Source organism: Vibrio sp. TBV020, from assembly GCF_046056895.1.
GTDB lineage: Bacteria > Pseudomonadota > Gammaproteobacteria > Enterobacterales > Vibrionaceae > Vibrio.
In genome coordinates, this window is sequence record NZ_JBEEAQ010000003.1 from 2,691,886 (window position 1) to 2,713,046 (window position 21,161).

The window sequence follows — 21,161 nt, forward strand, 5'->3', positions numbered from 1 at the left end:
ACAATTGTCATTATTCCGTAACAATAAAAAACTAAAGTAAACATTAGGGCACACCCTAACCAATAGATTTAAGCGCAACATTCGGAATAATGATATGTCGTTAAACCAGTTAAACTGGCTGAGTGTCTGTATTGCGCTAACGTTGTTTATCGTTTTATAGACACCTTCGCTTGCCCATTTGGGACAACAAAAACACCGCTTTATATAAGCGGTGTTTTTGTTTGCCATCATGACTTAATTCAACACCTTATCTTGAACTCTTCCCCTGCTGCCCATATCTTTGCTATATAGACCATGTTGCAAGGAAACCTCACATGCAATCACCTTTTATTGTCGAGCTTAATGAACAAAATTTCCGTCAAGTGCTGGAAGGCTCGATGCAAACGCCAGTATTAGTGCACTTTTGGGCACCAATGAGCCAGGAAAGCTCGCAAATTATTCCTGAGCTTCAAATGCTCACTCAACAATACAACGGCGCATTTACCCTAGCTTTGCTCAACTGTGAACAAGAGCAAATGATTGCAAGTCAGTTTGGTGTTCAAGCGTTACCTACAATCGCACTGTTTATCAATGGGCAGGCTGTTGATGGTATGGGTGGCCCGCAAACTATCGATGCTATTAAGGAGATGTTGGTTAAGCATTTACCTAGCCAAGATGAACTTACCCTAAAACAAGCGAGTGAGTTCATTCAAGCAGGGCAGCATGCTCAAGCGCTTCCTCTTCTTGAAGGATTAGAAGATGCTATAAAACAAAAAGGCGACGTTAAACTCGCCCTCGCAGATTGCTATCTCGAAACGCAAAATTTTGAGCAAGCCAAAGCGTTACTGGAACATATTCCTCTCGAATATCAAGACAACTACTACAAGGGTTTAGTTGCTAAGTTAGAGCTTCACGCCCAAGCTGCCAACAGCCCAGAAATTCAATCTCTGGAAGCTTCGCTAAGCCAAGAACCGAATAACTTAGAGCTCACGAATAAACTGGCATTAAGCTACCACCAAGTAAACCGAGACGAAGAAGCGTTGGAGCTACTCTGGAACGTTATTCGACTTGATTTAAATGCACTTGACGGTGAGTTAAAGAAATCCTTTATGGACATTCTTGCCGCACTTGGACAAGGTAACCCTATCGCGGGTAAGTACCGTCGCCAGCTTTACTCAATCCTTTATTAGACTCTTCTAAATCAATAACTTAAAGCCGGTTTATCCGGCTTTTATTTTGCCTGAAATTTGCCAAAGTTCTCATTTATGCCATTGTTTAGATTGAGCAATTAAGCAACAATTAATCAACGACTATCATAAGGAACTTCAGATATGGCTATTGATTCATTGATTACAATCGGCGTTTTTCTCGTTGTCGCTATTGCTCTTATCATTGCAGGTGTGAAAACAGTGCCACAAGGAAACAACTGGACCGTCGAACGATTTGGCCGATATACCCACACGTTAAAGCCAGGACTTAATATCATCATTCCATTCATTGATGGCATTGGCCACAAGATCAACATGATGGAACGAGTCTTAGACATTCCTGCGCAAGAAGTTATCTCTAAAGACAATGCTAACGTGACTATCGATGCTGTCTGCTTCGTACAAGTGATTGATGCTGCGCAAGCAGCCTATGAAGTTAACGATTTAGAGCATGCGATTCGCAACCTGACTCTGACCAATATACGTACTGTTCTTGGTTCTATGGAACTTGACGAGATGCTCAGTCAACGTGACATGATCAATACCAAGCTACTATCAATTGTTGATGAAGCAACTAACCCTTGGGGTGTCAAAGTTACTCGTATAGAGATTAAAGATGTGCAACCACCAGCGGATTTAACCGCCGCAATGAACGCCCAAATGAAAGCTGAGCGAAACAAACGTGCTGAAGTGCTTGAAGCCGAAGGTATCCGCCAAGCAGAAATTCTTCGCGCTGAGGGGCATAAGCAATCAGAAATATTAAAAGCTGAAGGTGACAAACAAGCTGCGATACTTCAAGCCGAAGCTCGAGAACGCGCAGCCGAAGCCGAGGCCCGTGCAACGTCGATGGTATCGGAAGCCATTGCAAAAGGTGACATGCAGGCTGTGAATTACTTTATTGCTCAAGGTTACACCGAAGCTCTTAAGTCCATAGGACAAGCAGAAAATGGAAAAATCATCATGCTACCTCTTGAAGCTTCTGGTTTAATGGGTTCGGTTGCAGGGATAGCTGAAATGTTTAAACACTCTAAAGAGACAGATAAGTAGAGGTAACCTTTGATTGAGTTATTAGATACTGTTAATTATTGGCACTGGTTGGCCTTTGGTTTAGCTTTGTTAGCATTAGAGTTACTTGGTACTGCAGGCTACTTTTTATGGCTAGGTTTATCAGCACTTATTGTGGGGGCGTTACTTACCGTTATACCAATGAGCTGGCAACTTCAATGGATTAGCTTTGGTAGCTTCTCATTAGTGACAACTTGGCTATGGTGGCGAAAGCAATTTCGTAAAGATATGCAGAGTGACGCTCAGCGAGAGCTTAACCAGAAACAGAAACAACTAATTGGTCAAACTCTAGCATTAGAAGAAGACTTTCCTGCAGGAAAAGGTCGAATCAAGTTGGGTGACACAACTTGGTCTGCGAAAAGTGAGCAGCTGATTTCGGCAGGATCTATTGTTGAAATAACTGCGGTAAATGGGATTTTACTGACTATTCAGAAAAAAAATTAAATTAATTTTCGGCTCTTTGCTCCATATAAAGAGCCTTTTTCCATTCAATGTAACTAAATCAGAGCAAAAGAATATTTATTTCAGAAACTTAAAAACTAATTAATGAAAATTAAGTGTACGTGTAATTTAAGTTTAGTTTCATATATTACAAATCAGATCTACTAATCCACTCTCATTATTCAATATTCATCAACCACTTATTAATTCACTATACATATTAAGTAAGCCTTTATTATTACGATAAAAATACTTTGCTCTCTATTTTTTTGATCTTTATCGAACTTTGCACATACTAGGTATATCACCAAGGTGATTAAGATCACACATCAAAGGGAGATATACAATGAAACGTTTATTCGCTGTTTTGGTAGCAAGTTTATTTTCTTTCTCAGTATTTGCTGGTTCTAATGGCAGTACCGAAATGGGACCATATGTTGACTGTAAGCTAGGAGATGGTAGCCGCGACTATATTCCGAGTGAAATATGTAAAATGAAAGATGGAAAAAGAATGTTTTAAACTTAAATCGCACCCTAACTTAAGGGTGCGATTTTCTTGAATATTACAGTTTACTTTATAAACTAATCAAATCAGTCAAAATTTGCTTTCTTTCTTCAACGCTTGCTTTGTTGAACCAATAACCAAGCATTTGAACTGGTTGTGACGCATCGCTAGGAACGGAGATTTGAGGGAGCTTTCTCTCTTTAAATGCTATATCTGCAAACTGCTCAATCTCTGAAGCATTTGCTTGTTCCATCCAATATTCAAACATATTAGGTTCAGAGCTAACCGACTTCTGCTCGTTTTTTGTCGCTTCAGATGATGTTACGGAGTCAGCTACAACAGATACCGCTGATGCTGAAATTAACTCTGGATAATTTTTCTTATTGTATTTAGCCAGTTCTTTCTCATGATCTCGCGTGATTCCACCAAGATTGGGTAACTCATCTAGGTCAAATTTTATCTGTTTTCCTTGAGCATTTTTTACCGAAAATTGTGGGGTTTCATTAAAGGCTTCAGCCTGCTCTACTCTCATAATTTTTGCATTTGGTTCAATGAATAGCTCTTGATTACTTTCATCGAATGTCATAACAAACGCTTTAGAATTAAACTTTTCTTTTTCACCCATTTTTTCAACAAGTTTAGATACTCTCAATACAACCTGACTTTTTCCATCAGGAATTGTATAAGCTGAACGCGCAAAGAATGAATATCCAACTTCTTCTCCGCCAACAAGCAGAGGAGATATATCGCTGTGGAAATCTAGACTCACTTCAGCTCTTGGAGCAAATGAAGCAACCACAGCACCAATAACACACATCCTTTTTATTACTTTCATTTATTTATCTCCTTGAGTGAAAAGAGCATTCTTAAAAAAGAATGCTCTCGATTTATAGTATGGTTAAAAAATCTAAATTAGAAGTAGTATTCCATACCTAGCAAGATACGGTGTGCCCAGTCACCATTGTAGCTATTGTCTTTGTCATTGATTTCGTAGTTACGAGAATCGATGTACCAGTAAGAGCTTGGTAGTAGGTAACCAAAACGAGCCGTAATTGCTTGGTCACCACTGTTGTCAATGCCATCAGCATCATCAGTACCAGCGTAACCCGCTTTTAGTACGTACTTGCTATCAATAACATATTGAGCTGTTGCAGAGTAAGCGTTTTGACCAACACTGCCTACTTCCATTGCTTTATATGCAGCAGTAAGAGTTAGGTCACCTAAGAATACAGAACCACCGATGATTGCGTAGTTACGGCTTTCAACTGTTTCTTTCTGATCTGCGCCACCGTTGTTGTTCCATGTAATCCAGTCTGGGTTTACATCAACTTGGTCTTGGTCATTGACAATGAATTTATCTGGCTCACCCACACCTTGCTCGTAAGAACCTTGGTGGTAGTAACCTGCATGAACACTAAACACATCTTTAGTGAAAGAGGTACCGAAGCTTGATACCATTTGGTCTGTATCATTACCCATGCCACTCAACGTTGCTTGGAAGTTGAAACCACCAAAGTTTGCAGAATCAAAACGCAATACGCTGTTTGCACGATCTTGGTAACCACCACCAATGTCATTGTTCCAGTCGAATACGTTGCCTAAACCAGGGTTTGAGTGTGGCCAATCAACGTAGTTGTATGCAGCAACTAGCTGACGACCGTATTTGAACTGACCAACACCATCAAATTCAAGACCTAGGTAAGTATCACGAGCACCTAGACCACCAGTGTTGTCGCCATTGTTCGCGTTACCACCTTCCATTTGCCAGATAAACTTCGGTGCAATGTCATCAAATTCAACTACGCCACGGAAACCGATACGTGACTCAATCTCTGTACCAACACTCGTAGTATCGCCTGCGTCGATAAGCGTGATGTTACCTGCTGCTTGACCGTAGAATTGTACTGCTTCGCCTGCTAACTGAATCGCTGCATTTGCTGAACCAGTCATAGCGGCTGTTGCCACTGCTGCACCTAGAAGGGTACGTTTAAACATTTTGTCCATGGAATAAACTCCTAAAAAATGGATATAGCTGTCTTATTATTTTTCTCACCTTAAGTTGGCCGCCGAAGGGAGAAATCATTTCCTATGTTGAAAACCAACCATTCACCTTGAATCGAGGTTTTCTATTTCCTGCATACACGCGGTGTATCCATGCTTTTCAGACTAACTTCGCATCGAAAAACATCAACCAGAACTTAATTTCTATATAAAAAAATATGACCCGCTACAAAGTTTTATAATTCCAGTGATCTAGATCTCCATTCTTACTAACCTAGCTCTAACAAAAACCAAAATACATAAAAAACAATCACTTAATAAATAAAAAAACATCAATCACATTGAAGTGCCTCGCATTTTTTCTTTCATGTTTTCCGTTTTATTCATGAATAAGACATTAATCACAGAAGGAAATGGCGCGATATGACGGTGAAAAACAAAGATTATTATGATCAAAAAAAAAGCCACCCAATGGGTGGCTTTCAGTAGTTATAATCTCGATTACATTAGCGAAATAAGATCCTGCTCAGTCCTAATTTCAACACCTAACTCTTGTGCTTTTGCTAACTTGGAACCAGCATTTTCACCAGCAAACAGAATATCAGTTTTCTTCGACACACTTCCGGTCACTTTGGCACCTAGATTTTGCAGCGCCGCTTTCGCATCACTTCTTGTCAGTTGTGATAATGAGCCAGTTAACACCACAGTTTTACCTTCTAATGGCTGTGGTACGTTAGCATCCTTTTCTGTTATCTCTGGCCAAGCAACACCTTGATTCAACAGTTCATCAATGACAGATTGATTTTTTTCTTGAGCAAAAAAGGCAGTAATATGGCTCGCGACAATGTCGCCAATATCTTGAACTTCAATCAGTTGTTCATGAGTCGCCACTTTTACCGCATCAAGCGTTTTGAAGTGCTGAGCTAAGTTTGCAGCTGTCGCCTCCCCTACTTCACGGATACCTAGTGAATATAGGAAACGAGTTAATGTTGTCTGTTTCGATTTCTTTAAGGCATCAACAACGTTTTGTGCAGATTTAGGCCCCATGCGATCAAGTACTGTAATCACACCTGCTGACAACTTAAAAAGATCTGCTGGCGTCTCAACCATTTCTCGGTCAACCAACTGCTCAATAACTTTTTCACCTAGTCCATCAACATCTAACGCTTTGCGAGAGACAAAGTGTTTAAGCGCCTCTTTACGCTGAGCTTGACACACTAGACCACCTGAACACCTTGCTACTGCCTCGCCTTCAACGCGCTCTACTTGTGATTTACATACAGGGCATGTTTCCGGAAAAACAATATCACGAGCGTCATCTGGGCGACGGTCTGTAACGACAGATACGATTTGAGGAATTACATCGCCAGCACGGCGAATCACAACCGTATCACCAATCATGACACCAAGGCGTTCAATTTCATCAGCGTTGTGGAGAGTTGCATTACTCACCGTTACACCGCCAACAAATACTGGCTCTAGTTTCGCGACAGGTGTAATTGCCCCTGTGCGACCAACTTGAAATTCAACATCGTTTAAAAGTGTGATTTCCTCTTGAGCAGGGAATTTATACGCAATCGCCCAACGAGGAGCCCTAGCAACAAAACCTAGTTGTTCCTGCAGTGCAATATCATCCACCTTAATAACGACACCGTCGATCTCATAGGCTAAAGATTCTCGACGCTCTAAGATATCTTGGTAGTAAGCCTTTACTTCATTCAAGTTACCAACACGCTTTGTCTCTGGGCACATTGGTAGTCCCCAGCCTTTCAGTTGTAGGAAGCGCTCGTAGTGACTACTTGATAACACTGCGCCTTCAACAACTCCCACGCTGTATGCATAGAAGCTCAAAGGTCGAGTAGCAGTAATACGTGAATCGAGTTGACGTAAACTACCCGCCGCTGCGTTACGAGGGTTTACGAATACTTTTTCACCTTTCTTTAGCGCTTGCTCGTTAAGTTTGTCAAAACCCGCTTTAGGCATAAAAACTTCACCACGCACTTCAATACGCTCGGGCCAACCTTCACCTTGAAGCTTTAATGGAATAGCTTTGATCGTGCGAACATTTTCGGTAATGTTTTCGCCCGTTGCGCCATCACCGCGGGTTGCAGCCTGAACCAATACTCCGTTTTCATACAACAGACTTACCGCTAGGCCATCAAGTTTTGGCTCACAACAAAACACGTCAAAAGTTGCGCCCGAAATTCTGTCGCCCATACGCTTGTGAAAGCCTTCCAGCTCGCCATCATCAAACGCATTATCAAGCGATAGCATTGGTATCTCATGAGTTACTGAACCGAATCCATCCAAAGGTTCACCACCTACACGCTGGCTTGGAGAATCAATCGTCATAAACTCAGGGTGTGAAGACTCAAGCTCCATAAGCTCTCGCATTAAGCGATCATATTCGGCATCCGGGATTTCTGGACTGTCTTCAACATAATATTTAACTCCGTGATAGTGGAGCGTTTCACGCAGTTGATTAAGTTGTTCTTGAATCTCTGTAGACATGGCTAACTCTATTATTTCTTTAATGCGGTGATGATCGTTTCAATCATGCTGAGTCTGAAAATGGAAGTATGAACATACCCACTATTGTTAGCAACTCAATCATGAACTAAAAAAGGCTCCATCTAGGAGCCTTTTCATCGTTGGGTTGGCTTATGCTTGCTGAGAAGCTTTGAATTGTTGAATCTGAGCTCGGTAGCTGTCTAAACGATTAGGCGTCATTAGATTGCGGGCATCGTCGAGAACATTAGCGCCTAAGTCATCAGCAATTTGCTGAGCTGTTTTCAGCATCAACTTAAAGTTTTGCTCGGCATCACCGAAACATGGCATTGTCATAAAGAATGAAATACCTTTCGTTGAAAACTCTGATGGGTCGTCGTGCTTTAATGTGCCTGGTTGCATCATATTCGCCACACTGAATAGTACTTTGCCGGTGCCTGATAAATCTGAATGACGGTGGAAAATATCCATCTCACCATAGATCAAGCCATTTTGCTGCATACTGTCAAATAACTTAGTACCAACAAATGGTTCATCACCTGCACAATGAACGTTTAATACGATCACCTCTAGTGGAACTTCTTCTTGCTTTTCAGGCTCAGCCTCTACAATCGGCTCTTTCGCGACAGGCTCTATCACCGGAGCGACTACTTCTTCAACATCATCGAGTGACTTACTTGAAAATGAAGGAACCTCTAGCTCTGCTTCTTCTTTATCAGCAATACTTGGCTTATCAGAGTCAGTAAGAGAAACAGAAGACTCAGACTCTGGATAGCTATCAATCAATGGATCGGCAGCCATTTCCATATCGTGCTGTTCAACAAAACCAGGTTCTTTGCGTTCTTTCTTGATGATTTCAAAATCATCTTCTGGAGCAAACGCTCTTTCAGGTACTACGTCCGTGTCATCATTGTCGACATCCAACTTGCCAAGTGGTTTATTGCCAAACTTAGCTTTTCCTTCTTTTTTACTTGTCCATAATCCGTGGAACAATAGAGCGGCAATCGCTAATGCTCCGACAATTATGAGTACAAATCGCAGTTCCTGCATCTTTAGCTCTCATTTGCTCGATATCAGTCAATTAAGATAACTCATATCAAATCGGTTTAACCTTACTATGAGTTACTCTACCAAAACTCTCCCCTGTTTTAGAACAACTTAATGTTAGAAGTTCCCATAATGTTGTGATTTTGAACACGCTTTTTTCTTGTTAAGATAGAAAGCGTTCGTTTTTACACCACTACTAATGATTATGAAAACACATTTACAGCAGCGATCCGGCTTCGGATATTTCTTTCATGGCATCGAACTTGCCCTTACCCCTGGCATTCGCCGGTTTGTTATTTTGCCTCTCCTTGCCAATATTGTTCTTGTTGGTGGTGCTCTATTTTATCTTTTCTCCAATTTAGATACTTGGATTGAAGCAATGATGGGTCAGCTACCCGACTTCCTCTCTTGGCTAAGTTACCTGCTTTGGCCATTGTTAGTACTCACTATCTTAGCAACCTTCTCATACTTCTTTAGTACGCTAGCGAATTTTATCGCAGCCCCATTTAACGGGTTACTCGCTGAAAAAGTAGAGGAGCACTTAACACAAAAGAAAGTTAATGAAGACGGGATGCTCGCGGTGATTAAAGATACCCCGCGTATATTAGCGAGAGAATGGCGCAAGCTTGTCTACGTATTACCAAAAGCTATTGGTCTCTTTTTATTGTTATTGATACCTGCTTTGGGCCAAACCGTTGGACCTTTCTTGTGGTTTATTTTTACAGCTTGGATTCTTGCAATTCAGTACTGCGATTATCCATTTGATAACCACAAAGTGCCTTTTAATGACATGCGAAACAATTTGAAACAAAAACAGGGCAAAGCTTATGGTTTTGGAATGTTGGTTTCTGTGTTTACTACAATCCCTATCCTTAACCTGATCGTTATGCCCGTTGCAGTTTGTGGAGCAACGTCGATGTGGGTGAATGAGTTTAAGCAAGACAATCGATAAGTCACTCTTAACCTTTTATTTTCTAGCGCACATAAATAATGTGCGCTTCGTCCTAATTCATATCATATAACTTTTTAATCCTTTTCTCGGCGTTGTTCCTACCATAATCTTCTAAGCAGACAGACATATCGTCATACATAGAACATAAGCTTACTTAGCCCTATAACTTTGATTTAGGTAAGCACTTAATCAGATGAAGGATCACACCATGAGCAAAATCTTCGAAGACAACTCTCAAACTATTGGTAATACTCCTCTAGTACGCCTTAATAAAGTCAGCAATGGTAAGGTACTGGCTAAAGTAGAAGCTCGTAACCCAAGCTTCAGCGTTAAGTGTCGTATCGGTGCGAACATGATTTGGGAAGCAGAAAAAGCAGGAACGCTAAAACCAGGAGTAGAGCTTGTAGAGCCTACAAGTGGTAACACAGGTGTTGCTCTTGCTTTCGTAGCAGCTGCTCGTGGCTACAAGCTAACGCTAACAATGCCTGAGTCAATGAGCCTAGAGCGTCGTAAGCTACTTAAAGCGCTAGGGGCGAACCTTGAGCTAACTGAAGCTGCAAAAGGCATGAAAGGTGCAATTGCTAAAGCAGAAGAGATTGTTGCAAGCAACCCTGAGAAATACCTACTTCTACAACAATTCAACAACCCAGCTAACCCACAAATTCATGAAAAGACCACTGGTCCTGAAATCTGGGATGCAACTGACGGTGAAATTGACGTTTTCGTTGCTGGTGTTGGTACGGGCGGTACTATCACAGGCACAAGTCGCTACATTAAAGGCGAGAAAGGCAAGAACATTGTATCTGTTGCAGTAGAACCAGCAGAGTCACCAGTGATTGCACAAGCACTTGCAGGTGACGAAATTCAACCAGCTCCTCACAAAATTCAAGGTATTGGTGCAGGCTTCATTCCTGGTAACCTAGATTTGGAAGTGGTTGACCGTGTTGAAGCAGTAACTTCTGAAGAAGCAATCGAAATGGCTCGTCGCCTAATGGAAGAGGAAGGCATCTTAGCCGGCATTTCATCAGGTGCCGCAGTGGTTGCAGCTAATCGCTTAGCGGAACTACCTGAATTTGCAGGAAAAACCATTGTTACTGTACTACCGAGCTCTGGTGAGCGTTACCTAAGTACAGCCCTATTTGCTGGCATCTTTACTGAGAAAGAGAACCAGCAGTAATACGGTGTCAAATCAATTTTTCGCCTAAAAAAGCCCCATTCAGGGGCTTTTTTGTTGATCCCTGCCTCACCTTTGGTAATATCAGGGCTGTTTTATTTTTAGCTTCAAAATAAAGAGCTAAATAAGAATTTCTATCAATGGCGAAAGAAAGCATAGACTGGAATCGCGATTGAATAATTTACAACCAGTATCAGTTCTGACACGAAATGAACGTTCTGCATCTAGCAGAATATATTATTTGGAGTTAAGCTAGTTCTGGTTAAGAAACTATCAAAAAATAAATCAATTGGGGTATATAACATGTACGAGAAGCAAGTAGAAATCACTGCAGAAAACGGTCTTCACACTCGTCCAGCTGCACAGTTCGTTAAAGAAGCTAAAGCATTCGACGCGGACATCACTGTGACTTCTAACGGTAAAAGCGCTAGCGCTAAGAGCCTTTTCAAGCTGCAAACTCTTGGCCTAGTTAAAGGTACAGTAGTTTCTATCTCAGCTGAAGGCCCTCAAGCTCAGCAAGCTGTAGATCACCTAGTTGCTCTAATGGACGAGCTACACTAATTCGGTCTCCTATTTTCAAAGCCATTTTGTGAAAGCAAAATGGCTTTGTTGGAAATAGGCCCATATATAAGCTACAACTATTCGTTAGCGCACTCATTATTCTCCCGTTTTTAAGTTGACCAATTTAAGGTAAGGCTATGATTTCAGGCATCCTAGCATCTCCTGGTATTGCTATCGGTAAAGCACTACTACTTCAAGAAGATGAAATCGTTCTAAACACTAACACTATCACTGAAGACCAAGTTGAAGCAGAAGTTCAGCGTTTCTTTGACGCTCGTAACAAATCTTCAGCTCAACTAGAAGTTGTTAAGCAAAAAGCGCTTGAGACTTTCGGTGAAGAAAAAGAAGCAATCTTTGAAGGTCACATCATGCTTCTTGAAGACGAAGAGCTAGAGGAAGAAATCCTAGCACTAATCAAAAAAGACAAGATGCACGCTGATAACGCGATTTACACAGTTATCGAAGAGCAAGCATCTGCTCTAGAATCTCTAGACGACGAATACCTAAAAGAACGTGCAACTGACATCCGTGATATCGGTACACGTTTTGTTAAAAATGCACTAGGCATCAACATCGTTTCACTAAGCGACATCGATGAAGAAGTTATCCTAGTAGCTTACGACCTAACGCCATCTGAAACTGCACAAATCAACCTAGATTACGTTCTTGGTTTTGCTTGTGATATCGGCGGTCGTACTTCTCACACTTCAATCATGGCTCGTTCACTTGAGCTTCCTGCTATCGTTGGTACTAACGATATCACTAAGCAAGTTAAGAACGGCGACATGCTTATCCTAGATGCGATGAACAACAAGATTGTTATCAACCCATCTGAAGCTGAACTTGAAGAAGCGAAAGCAGTTAAAGCAGCATTCGTTGCTGAAAAAGAAGAACTGGCTAAGCTAAAAGATCTACACGCAGAGACTCTTGACGGTCACCGCGTAGAAGTATGCGGTAACATTGGTACAGTTAAAGACTGTGACGGCATCATCCGTAACGGTGGTGAAGGCGTTGGTCTGTACCGTACTGAATTCCTATTCATGGACCGTGATGCACTTCCTACTGAAGAAGAGCAGTACCAAGCGTACAAAGAAGTTGCAGAAGCAATGAACGGTGAGTCGGTAATTATCCGTACTATGGACATCGGTGGTGACAAAGATCTTCCTTACATGGATCTACCACAAGAGATGAACCCATTCCTAGGCTGGCGCGCAGTTCGTATCAGCTTAGACCGTCGTGAAATCCTTCGTGACCAGCTACGCGGCATCCTACGTGCATCTGCTCACGGTAAGCTTCGCATCATGTTCCCAATGATCATCTCTGTTGAAGAGATCCGTGAACTTAAGAAAGCTATTGAAGAATACAAAGCTGAACTTCGCGCAGAAGGTCATGCATTCGATGAAGAGATCGAAATCGGTGTAATGGTTGAAACTCCAGCGGCAGCAGCTATCGCACACCACCTAGCGAAAGAAGTAGCATTCTTCTCAATCGGTACTAACGACCTTACTCAGTACACACTTGCAGTAGACCGTGGTAACGAGATGATCTCTCACCTATACAACCCACTATCTCCAGCAGTACTAACAGTTATCAAGCAAGTTATCGATGCTTCTCACGCTGAAGGTAAGTGGACTGGTATGTGTGGTGAGCTAGCAGGCGATGAGCGTGCAACTCTACTTCTACTAGGTATGGGTCTAGATGAGTTCTCTATGAGTGGTATTTCTATCCCTAAAGTGAAGAAAGTTATCCGTAACTCTAACTTCGCTGAAGTAAAAGCGATGGCTGAAGAAGCGCTTTCTCTACCAACTGCAGCAGAAATCGAAGCAGTAGTAGAAAAATTCATCGCAGAGAAAACTCAATAATCAGCTAATTCCAATGAGATAGACGGCGAAAGTAGTCGTCTATCTTCTGAGATTGGTATACTATAATTCGACAGAATTAAACGAAAACGTTAGGAGCATGACACAATGGGTCTGTTTGATAAACTTAAGAAGCTTGTATCTGATGACAGCGCTGATGCTGGTGCAATCGAAATCATCGCACCTCTTTCAGGTGAAATCGTAAATATCGAAGATGTGCCAGATGTGGTTTTCGCTGAGAAAATCGTTGGTGACGGTATCGCGATCAAGCCAGCTGGCGACAAGATGGTAGCTCCTGTAAACGGTACTATCGGTAAGATCTTCGAAACAAACCACGCATTCTCTATCGAGTCTGACGACGGTGTTGAGCTTTTCGTTCACTTCGGTATCGATACAGTTGAACTAAAAGGCGAAGGCTTCACTCGCGTAGCTGAAGAAGGTCAAACTGTTAAAGCTGGTGACACTATCATCACTTTCGACCTAGCGCTTCTAGAAGAGAAAGCTAAATCGACTCTAACTCCAGTTGTTATCTCTAACATGGACGAAATCAAAGAGCTAAACAAGCTTTCTGGTTCTGTAACTGTTGGTGAAACTGCAGTTCTTAAAGTAACTAAGTAATAGCTACTTTATCTAGATACAAAAAAACGCAGCCATGGCTGCGTTTTTTATTGCCTGTCCTAAATATACGCCTTATTTCAAACCTAGTGCGTATTTCAATACCTGTGCTTTTAACGGCCCAGTATTCTCTGCAATCTTTAGTGCTGCATTACGCACAAGCTTCAGTGGAGCAATGTCATTGCTAAAACCTTTATAAAAGAAATCCATACCCGATTGCATTAGCAAGTTGTCAGGGCGACGCTTTCTTTCATATTGCGCTAATACACTATCCATTAGCTCACCTTTACCTTCGGTCACTTTAAGTAGCGCTTCAACATCTTTAAATCCAAGGTTTACCCCCTGCCCTGCCAGTGGGTTAATTGTATGAGCCGAATCTCCAACCAACACACACTGGTTAGCGAAATAAGACTGGGCATGGCGACGTGTTAATGGGAATGAACCAGACTGAAGTACCTTTATGTCACCAAGCTCCGACGGGAAGCACGCCAATACCTCTTCACGTAACTGAGCTGGCGACATTGACGACAAACGCTTAATACGACTAGGTGAGTCATACCAAACCAGTGATCCTTGTGAGATCTCTTTTCCATCCGTTCTAAGTGGTGCAAGAGGCAAAAACGATCTTGGGCCTGATGGCGTAAACTGCTGCCAAGTAATATCTTGCTGAGGAAGTTCAGTTTCTACATTGATGAGCATACAATGCTGCCTGTAATCCCATGCTGTAATACCAATTCCTGCTAACTGACGTACTTTAGAATTTGCTCCATCGGCACCAACTACTAAATTTGCAGATAATGTTTTTCCAGAAGCAAGCTTCACTTGGTTAACATCACCAAACTCAATATCTTCTAGTGTATCTGGACAATAAAGAGTGACGTTGTCTAACGATTCAAGTTGCTGCCATAAACCGAGTTGAATTAAGCGATTTTCAATAATATAGCCAAGCTGCTCCATATTGAGCGATTCAGCATGAAAGCGAGTTCGGCATTCCGGGTGTTCCCACGTCTCTAATCGACGGTATGGGCAAACACGCATTTGTTTAATCGCTTCCCAAGCATCAAGCTCATTTAAAATTGAAACAGAGTGCTCAGAAATTGCAGAGACACGAATATCTAATGGTTGCTCTGGGCTAAACGACTGAGGTTTAGATCCCTCTACTACCACAACTCTTCGGCCTTGTTTGGCAAAACCAATCGCAGTGGCCGCCCCAACCATGCCTCCACCAATCACTGCAACATCAAAATCGCTCATAATTTGTACTTCATCATATTGATTACCCGACTGTTTTTCATTGTACGTTTTCATTACTAAAATGTAACCAAAAACCTCAACACCAATATGGGCAAACCCCTTGTTTGATAACGCTTTGAATTGATTTCTCACCAACACTAGTCAGTAGGTTTTTAAAGCAGTACAATACGCCGCTCTCTGCAATGTGAGCAGAAAATTTGGTCATCCAAAGCTAATTTTATAGATGACCGTGAGGAACACTGGGCGATTTGCTCCCTTAATTTAAACTAACGATCGAGCGAACAAAATGAGTAAGAAACTGCTAATTAAAACCTGGGGCTGCCAGATGAACGAATACGATTCATCAAAAATGGCGGATCTACTGAACGCGGCTAACGGCTATGAGCTGACGGAAGAACCAGAAGAGGCAGATGTACTACTTCTTAATACCTGTTCAATTCGTGAAAAAGCACAAGAAAAAGTATTCCACCAGCTTGGTCGTTGGAAAACGCTGAAAGATAAAAAAGAAGGCGTTGTTATTGGTGTTGGCGGCTGTGTTGCAACGCAAGAAGGTGATCACATCCGTGAACGTGCGCCGTTTGTTGACGTTATCTTCGGCCCACAAACACTGCACCGTCTTCCTGAGATGATCAAACAGTCTCAATCAAATGAAGCGCCAGTTATGGATATCTCTTTCCCTGAGATCGAGAAATTTGACCGTCTACCAGAGCCTCGCGCTGAAGGTGCAACTGCATTCGTTTCTATCATGGAAGGCTGTTCTAAGTACTGTACTTACTGTGTAGTACCTTACACTCGTGGTGAAGAAGTTAGCCGTCCAATGGATGACGTACTATTCGAAATCGCACAACTTGCTGATCAAGGTGTACGTGAAGTTAACCTACTAGGCCAAAACGTAAACGCATACCGTGGTCCAACTCACGAAGGTGATATCTGTTCTTTCGCTGAATTGTTGCGTCTTGTTGCATCAATTGATGGTATCGACCGTATTCGCTTTACGACTAGTCACCCACTAGAGTTCACTGACGACATCATCGCAGTATATGAAGACACACCTGAGCTTGTGAGCTTCCTGCACCTACCAGTACAAAGTGGTAGTGACCGTATCCTTACTATGATGAAGCGTCCACACACAGCAATCGAATACAAATCGATCATTCGTAAGCTACGTAAAGCGCGTCCTGATATTCAGATCAGTTCTGACTTTATCGTTGGCTTCCCGGGCGAAACAGCGAAAGATCACCAAGACACAATGAAGCTAATCAAAGATGTTGATTTCGATATGAGCTTCAGCTTTATCTTCTCTCCACGTCCAGGTACGCCAGCAGCGGACTACCCATGTGACGTACCAGAACAAGAGAAGAAAGAGCGTCTATACGAACTGCAGCAAACGGTTAATGCACAAGCAATGCGTTACTCACGCCTAATGCTTGATACTGAGCAGCGCGTTCTTGTTGAAGGTCCATCGAAGAAGAATCTAATGGAACTTCGTGCACGTACTGAAAACAACCGCGTGGTGAACTTTGAAGGTAGCGCAGACCTAATTGGTCAATTTGTGGATGTGAAGATCACCGACGTATTTGCTAACTCTTTACGTGGTGAGCTAGTTCGTACAGAAAAAGATATGGATCTTCGCACAGTCATCTCTCCTACCCAGATGATGGCAAAAACAAAGCGCGAAGATGAGCTAGGTGTAGCAACCTTTACGCCTTAAGCTTGAAAATCGCTGTATAAGTTACCATCTTAGAGATAGGTAACGATCGCCATTCGAAGCCCGGTCTAAATCGGGCTTCTTGCGAATGGGACATTTTGAGAGGCAACTTTGAGCAATAAAATTGTAACTCTAGAAATCAATCTAGAACCTTCTGATAATCGCCGTCTAGCCAGCCTGTGTGGTCCTTTCGACGATAATATCAAACACTTAGAACGTCGTTTAGGCGTTGAAATCAGCTACCGTGGCAATTTCTTTACTATCGTAGGCAAGCCACACACTAGTGCTGCAGCGCTTGAAATCATTAAAACGCTTTACGTAAACACGGCACCTGTTCGCGGTAATATTCCTGATGTTGAACCAGATGAGATCCATCTTGCGATCAAAGAAACAGGCGTACTAGAGCAAGATCTACAAGCGAACTTCGAGCACGGCAAAGAAGTGTTCATCAAGACCAAAAAAGGCGTCATCAAGCCACGTACACCAAATCAAGGGCAATACTTGATGAACATGGTGACTCATGACATCTCTTTCGGTATCGGTCCTGCAGGTACAGGTAAAACGTACCTAGCGGTTGCAGCTGCAGTTGACGCACTAGAGCGCCAAGAAATTCGTCGTATTTTGCTAACTCGTCCAGCAGTAGAGGCAGGTGAGAAGCTAGGCTTCCTACCAGGTGACTTAAGCCAAAAAGTCGACCCATACCTTCGTCCACTATACGATGCACTTTTTGAAATGTTAGGCTTCGAAAAAGTAGAAAAACTGATTGAGCGCAACGTAATCGAAGTTGCTCCATTGGCTTACATGCGTGGTCGTACATTGAATGATGCGTTTATCATCTTAGATGAGAGTCAAAACACGACAGTAGAGCAGATGAAAATGTTCTTAACGCGTATCGGTTTTAACTCACGAGCAGTGATTACTGGTGATATCACTCAGATCGACCTTCCTCGCGGGGCAAAATCAGGTCTACGTCATGCGATCGAAGTACTAAGTGATGTCGATGATATTAGCTTCAATTTCTTCTTAGCTGATGATGTTGTTCGCCACCCAGTTGTAGCGCGCATCGTTAACGCTTATGAGAAGTGGGAAGCCAAAGATCAGAAAGAGCGTAAAGAACGTGACCGCATTCGTCGTGAAGAGCGAGAAGCGCAACAAGCAGCGAACCAAGCGTTAGTTGAAGCTGCAGCGACAGCAAACAATACGATTGTGAAAGAGAGTAATTAAACATGAGTATTGAACTGGATCTCCAACTCGCTGTCGAAGATGAAAACGGCTTACCAACTTTCGATGATATTCATCTCTGGTTAAGCTCGGCAGTGACAAAATTTCAACCACAAGCCGAAATCACTGTTCGATTGGTGGATGAAGAAGAAAGCCACCAGCTAAATCACGATTATCGCGGCAAAAATAAGCCAACCAATGTGCTCTCTTTCCCATTTGAAGCGCCACCAGGCATCGAGATGGATTTATTGGGTGACTTAATCATCTGTCGCCAAGTCGTTGAACGTGAAGCCGTAGAGCAAAACAAACCTCTAATGGCGCACTGGGCGCATATGGTTGTACATGGCAGCCTGCATCTGCTAGGTTATGATCATATCGAAGATGACGAAGCTGACGAGATGGAGTCACTCGAAACAGAAATCATGCAAGGTATGGGGTTTAATGACCCCTACATTGATGAGAAAGAGTAGTGTAAGTAATCTTGCACTGCTGACGTGAGCTATCACACATCTGATAGCGTTACTTAAATGAGAAACAATGAACGAAGACAATTCGCCCTCTTCTCTAGAAGGTAAGAAAGAAAAATCTGAAGGTCCGAGTAGAAAGTCCTTCTTCGGACGCCTAGGTCAAATTTTTCAAGGTGAACCAAAAGATCGCCAAGAGCTTGTGGAAGTATTCCGCGACTCAGAAGAAAACGACCTGATCGACCACGACACCCGCGATATGCTAGAAGGTGTTATGGAGATCTCTGAAATGCGTGTGCGTGACATTATGTTACCGCGTTCGCAAATGGTTACGGTTGATCGTAGTGACGATTTAGATACTCTAATCAACCTCATCACTGATGCTCAGCACTCACGCTACCCAGTTATCAGTGAAGATAAAGACCATGTAGAAGGTATTCTGCTTGCGAAGGACTTACTTAAATACTTAGGCTCTGGCAGCGAACCATTTGATATCGAACAAGTCATCCGCCCAGCGGTAGTTGTTCCTGAAAGTAAGCGTGTCGATCGCCTACTTAAAGAGTTCCGTGAAGAACGTTATCACATGTCTATCGTTGTTGATGAGTTTGGTGGGGTCTCTGGCCTTGTGACTATCGAAGATATTCTTGAAGAAATCGTTGGTGAAATCGAAGATGAATTTGACGATGAAGAAGAACTAGATATTCGCAAGCTGAGCAAACACACCTTTGCAGTAAAAGCTCTGACAACAATCGAAGAGTTTAACGACACTTTCAACACATCATTTAGTGATGAAGAGGTCGACACTGTAGGTGGTATGGTAATGACAGCATTTGGTCACTTACCATCGCGTGGTGAAGTGGTCGATATTGAAGGGTACAACTTCAAAGTAACATCTGCCGATAACCGTCGAGTGTTGCAACTGCAAGTGACTATCCCTGACGAAGAGCTCATTACAGACTCTACCGAAGAGTAACGCTATGCTCCCGATTGGGAACTAAAAAGAAAATACGATGATCAATTCCTTTTTTCATCGCCTCAAACGGCCGCTTGCGGCCGTTTTTGTTGGCGCATCTACAACACTAGCCTTTGCTCCTTATGAGCTATGGCCTATCGCCTTTATCAGCCCAGCACTTCTCTTGCTTCTCATCCACCGGCAGTCAGCAAAACGCGCACTCTGGACTGGCTACGCTTGGGGTATAGGCCAATTTGCGACAGGCGTTAGCTGGGTACACGTTAGTATCGATAACTTTGGTGGTATGCCAAAAATTGCCAGCGTTTTCTTAATGGCCCTACTCGTAGGGTATCTGGCAATCTACTCGGCACTGTTCGCTTGGGGATTGAACCGTTTCTTCCCAAACTCTAACCGAACCCGCTATTTACTTGCCGCCCCTACCCTTTGGCTTATTTTTGATTGGCTACGTGGCTGGGTAATGACCGGTTTTCCTTGGCTGTGGATCGGATATAGCCAAATCGAAAGTCCATTAGCTAACTTTGCCCCTATAGGTGGTGTTGAGTTACTTACGTTACTCGTGATTTTGAGTGCTGCCACTATCGCCTACGCTGGGCTTCATAGACAATGGCTCCATCTAATCATTCCTGCAGTGATTATCATGACAGGCTTCGGGCTGAAATCAGCTCAATGGGTAACACCCAACCCAGACAGCATCACTAAGGTAGCTCTTATTCAAGGAAATATCCCTCAAGAGCTTAAGTGGCAACCGAGCCAACGATGGCCAACCATAATGAAATATACTGACCTCACCAGAGAAAACTGGGATGCAGATATGATCATCTGGCCTGAAGCGGCAATTCCTGCCTTCGAATTTGAGATATCGTCGTTCTTACGTAACCTTGATGCTGCAGCACGAATGAACAACAGCGCAGTTATCACCGGAATTGTGAACCAAGGTGAAGATAAGCAGTTTTACAACAGCATTTTAACTCTTGGTCAAACGCCTTACGGTGATTACAGCTATGATATGGAGAAGCGCTATCACAAGCATCACCTTCTACCTTTTGGAGAGTTCGTGCCATTTGAAGACATTTTAAGGCCGATTGCGCCATTTTTTAATCTGCCTATGTCTTCCTTTAGTCGAGGTGATTTCATTCAGCCAAACATCGACGCGAATGACAAACAGATGGCTCCTGCCCTTTGTTACGAAATCATCTTTAACGAACAAGTTAGGCAGAATGTGAATGATCAAACAGATTACATCCTGACACTTTCAAACGATGCGTGGTTTGGACGTTCTATTGGCCCTCTTCAGCATATGGAAATTGCCCGTATGCGTGCACTAGAACTTGGTAAGCCTGTGATTCGAGCGACGAACAACGGTATCACTGCCGTGACTAACCATTTAGGTCATATTACTGCTCAAGTACCACAATTTGAAACCGCGGTACTAAGAGCAGAAATCGCCTCGACTACCGGCGAAACACCTTATCGACAAGTGGGTACTTGGCCGCTATATATCTGGGTAGTACTAAGCCTAGTGATAGGTTGGAAGTTAAGAGACTAGAAAAAAACTAGGGTTGGTGTGAAAACATCAACCCTTCTTTTTCTGTCTTCCTCTATAAGAAGGAAGGGCAGAGTTGGAGG

General features: G+C 42.7%; 19 protein-coding genes. 14 read left to right on the forward strand and 5 right to left on the reverse strand.

The window, feature by feature from the left end; translation table 11 throughout:
- The first annotated feature begins 314 nt into the window (after positions 1-314).
- The 4 genes from AAFX28_RS20315 to AAFX28_RS20330 all read left to right on the forward strand — a co-directional run bounded on the left by AAFX28_RS20315 (position 315) and on the right by AAFX28_RS20330 (position 3,213).
- Complete coding sequence (locus tag AAFX28_RS20315) at positions 315-1,169, forward strand: co-chaperone YbbN (RefSeq protein WP_408690321.1); 855 nt, start codon at positions 315-317, stop codon at positions 1,167-1,169.
- A gap of 141 nt (positions 1,170-1,310) precedes the next feature.
- Positions 1,311-2,234: an SPFH domain-containing protein gene (locus AAFX28_RS20320; protein WP_408690323.1), complete on the forward strand. Its 924-nt coding sequence runs from the start codon at positions 1,311-1,313 to the stop codon at positions 2,232-2,234.
- A 9-nt stretch (positions 2,235-2,243) separates the two neighbouring features.
- On the forward strand, positions 2,244-2,696 hold the full coding sequence (locus tag AAFX28_RS20325; RefSeq protein ID WP_408690325.1) for an NfeD family protein: 453 nt from the start codon (positions 2,244-2,246) through the stop codon (positions 2,694-2,696).
- Between the two features lie 343 nt (positions 2,697-3,039).
- A complete protein-coding gene (locus AAFX28_RS20330) occupies positions 3,040-3,213 on the forward strand; it encodes a hypothetical protein (RefSeq protein WP_408690326.1) in 174 nt (57 codons plus the stop codon).
- A 55-nt stretch (positions 3,214-3,268) separates the two neighbouring features.
- On the opposite strand, the gene AAFX28_RS20335 is transcribed toward AAFX28_RS20330, so the two are convergent.
- From AAFX28_RS20335 to zipA, 4 genes are all read right to left on the reverse strand, one after another.
- Positions 3,269-4,033 (reverse strand): DUF2057 family protein, encoded by a 765-nt coding sequence (locus AAFX28_RS20335; RefSeq protein WP_408690327.1) that lies wholly within the window; start codon positions 4,031-4,033, stop codon positions 3,269-3,271.
- A gap of 77 nt (positions 4,034-4,110) precedes the next feature.
- Positions 4,111-5,202 carry a porin gene (locus AAFX28_RS20340; RefSeq protein WP_408690329.1) on the reverse strand — a complete coding sequence of 364 codons (1,092 nt, stop codon included), beginning with the start codon at positions 5,200-5,202 and terminating at the stop codon, positions 4,111-4,113.
- Between the two features lie 498 nt (positions 5,203-5,700).
- Positions 5,701-7,710 (reverse strand): NAD-dependent DNA ligase LigA, encoded by a 2,010-nt coding sequence (gene ligA / locus AAFX28_RS20345; RefSeq protein ID WP_408690331.1) that lies wholly within the window; start codon positions 7,708-7,710, stop codon positions 5,701-5,703.
- A gap of 150 nt (positions 7,711-7,860) precedes the next feature.
- Positions 7,861-8,757, reverse strand: coding sequence for a cell division protein ZipA (zipA, locus tag AAFX28_RS20350; protein ID WP_408690333.1), 897 nt, complete (start codon positions 8,755-8,757; stop codon positions 7,861-7,863).
- A 202-nt stretch (positions 8,758-8,959) separates the two neighbouring features.
- Here zipA and cysZ point away from each other — a divergent pair, with 202 nt between their 5' ends.
- From cysZ to crr, 5 genes are all read left to right on the forward strand, one after another.
- Positions 8,960-9,706 carry a sulfate transporter CysZ gene (gene cysZ, locus AAFX28_RS20355; protein WP_408690335.1) on the forward strand — a complete coding sequence of 249 codons (747 nt, stop codon included), beginning with the start codon at positions 8,960-8,962 and terminating at the stop codon, positions 9,704-9,706.
- A gap of 208 nt (positions 9,707-9,914) precedes the next feature.
- On the forward strand, positions 9,915-10,883 hold the full coding sequence (gene cysK / locus AAFX28_RS20360) for a cysteine synthase A (RefSeq protein ID WP_408690336.1): 969 nt from the start codon (positions 9,915-9,917) through the stop codon (positions 10,881-10,883).
- 300 nt (positions 10,884-11,183) lie between these two features.
- A complete protein-coding gene (locus tag AAFX28_RS20365) occupies positions 11,184-11,441 on the forward strand; it encodes an HPr family phosphocarrier protein (RefSeq protein ID WP_171760809.1) in 258 nt (85 codons plus the stop codon).
- A gap of 137 nt (positions 11,442-11,578) precedes the next feature.
- A complete protein-coding gene (gene ptsI, locus AAFX28_RS20370; RefSeq protein WP_408690338.1) occupies positions 11,579-13,303 on the forward strand; it encodes a phosphoenolpyruvate-protein phosphotransferase PtsI in 1,725 nt (574 codons plus the stop codon).
- A 105-nt stretch (positions 13,304-13,408) separates the two neighbouring features.
- A complete protein-coding gene (gene crr, locus AAFX28_RS20375) occupies positions 13,409-13,918 on the forward strand; it encodes a PTS glucose transporter subunit IIA (protein ID WP_038203302.1) in 510 nt (169 codons plus the stop codon).
- Between the two features lie 72 nt (positions 13,919-13,990).
- Here the strand turns inward: crr and AAFX28_RS20380 are convergent, their stop codons facing one another.
- Positions 13,991-15,169, reverse strand: a complete 1,179-nt coding sequence (locus AAFX28_RS20380; RefSeq protein WP_408690914.1) for a 2-octaprenyl-3-methyl-6-methoxy-1,4-benzoquinol hydroxylase — start codon at positions 15,167-15,169, stop codon at positions 13,991-13,993.
- Positions 15,170-15,455: 286 nt separating this feature from the next.
- On the opposite strand from AAFX28_RS20380, the gene miaB reads away from it, so the two are divergent.
- The 5 genes from miaB to lnt all read left to right on the forward strand — a co-directional run bounded on the left by miaB (position 15,456) and on the right by lnt (position 21,081).
- On the forward strand, positions 15,456-16,880 hold the full coding sequence (gene miaB / locus AAFX28_RS20385) for a tRNA (N6-isopentenyl adenosine(37)-C2)-methylthiotransferase MiaB (RefSeq protein WP_053441768.1): 1,425 nt from the start codon (positions 15,456-15,458) through the stop codon (positions 16,878-16,880).
- 108 nt (positions 16,881-16,988) lie between these two features.
- Entirely contained in the window at positions 16,989-18,101 is a 1,113-nt protein-coding gene (locus AAFX28_RS20390; protein WP_408690340.1) for a PhoH family protein, read from the forward strand.
- Positions 18,102-18,103: 2 nt separating this feature from the next.
- Positions 18,104-18,568, forward strand: coding sequence for an rRNA maturation RNase YbeY (gene ybeY, locus AAFX28_RS20395; RefSeq protein ID WP_408690341.1), 465 nt, complete (start codon positions 18,104-18,106; stop codon positions 18,566-18,568).
- A gap of 67 nt (positions 18,569-18,635) precedes the next feature.
- On the forward strand, positions 18,636-19,535 hold the full coding sequence (corC, locus tag AAFX28_RS20400) for a CNNM family magnesium/cobalt transport protein CorC (protein WP_408690343.1): 900 nt from the start codon (positions 18,636-18,638) through the stop codon (positions 19,533-19,535).
- Positions 19,536-19,572: 37 nt separating this feature from the next.
- Positions 19,573-21,081 carry an apolipoprotein N-acyltransferase gene (lnt, locus tag AAFX28_RS20405; protein ID WP_408690345.1) on the forward strand — a complete coding sequence of 503 codons (1,509 nt, stop codon included), beginning with the start codon at positions 19,573-19,575 and terminating at the stop codon, positions 21,079-21,081.
- Positions 21,082-21,161 lie beyond the last annotated feature (80 nt).

Bases quoted from the DNA above. Each gene is read 5' to 3' on its own strand.
- AAFX28_RS20315 (WP_408690321.1), top strand. From the start codon at position 315: ATGCAATCACCTTTTATTGTCGAGCTTAATGAACAAAATTTCCGTCAA.
- AAFX28_RS20320 (WP_408690323.1), top strand. From the start codon at position 1,311: ATGGCTATTGATTCATTGATTACAATCGGCGTTTTTCTCGTTGTCGCT.
- AAFX28_RS20330 (WP_408690326.1), top strand. From the start codon at position 3,040: ATGAAACGTTTATTCGCTGTTTTGGTAGCAAGTTTATTTTCTTTCTCA.
- AAFX28_RS20335 (WP_408690327.1), bottom strand. From the start codon at position 4,033: ATGAAAGTAATAAAAAGGATGTGTGTTATTGGTGCTGTGGTTGCTTCA.
- AAFX28_RS20340 (WP_408690329.1), bottom strand. From the start codon at position 5,202: ATGGACAAAATGTTTAAACGTACCCTTCTAGGTGCAGCAGTGGCAACA.
- ligA (WP_408690331.1), bottom strand. From the start codon at position 7,710: ATGTCTACAGAGATTCAAGAACAACTTAATCAACTGCGTGAAACGCTC.
- zipA (WP_408690333.1), bottom strand. From the start codon at position 8,757: ATGCAGGAACTGCGATTTGTACTCATAATTGTCGGAGCATTAGCGATT.
- cysZ (WP_408690335.1), top strand. From the start codon at position 8,960: ATGAAAACACATTTACAGCAGCGATCCGGCTTCGGATATTTCTTTCAT.
- cysK (WP_408690336.1), top strand. From the start codon at position 9,915: ATGAGCAAAATCTTCGAAGACAACTCTCAAACTATTGGTAATACTCCT.
- AAFX28_RS20365 (WP_171760809.1), top strand. From the start codon at position 11,184: ATGTACGAGAAGCAAGTAGAAATCACTGCAGAAAACGGTCTTCACACT.
- ptsI (WP_408690338.1), top strand. From the start codon at position 11,579: ATGATTTCAGGCATCCTAGCATCTCCTGGTATTGCTATCGGTAAAGCA.
- crr (WP_038203302.1), top strand. From the start codon at position 13,409: ATGGGTCTGTTTGATAAACTTAAGAAGCTTGTATCTGATGACAGCGCT.
- AAFX28_RS20380 (WP_408690914.1), bottom strand. From the start codon at position 15,169: ATGAGCGATTTTGATGTTGCAGTGATTGGTGGAGGCATGGTTGGGGCG.
- miaB (WP_053441768.1), top strand. From the start codon at position 15,456: ATGAGTAAGAAACTGCTAATTAAAACCTGGGGCTGCCAGATGAACGAA.
- ybeY (WP_408690341.1), top strand. From the start codon at position 18,104: ATGAGTATTGAACTGGATCTCCAACTCGCTGTCGAAGATGAAAACGGC.
- corC (WP_408690343.1), top strand. From the start codon at position 18,636: ATGAACGAAGACAATTCGCCCTCTTCTCTAGAAGGTAAGAAAGAAAAA.
- lnt (WP_408690345.1), top strand. From the start codon at position 19,573: ATGATCAATTCCTTTTTTCATCGCCTCAAACGGCCGCTTGCGGCCGTT.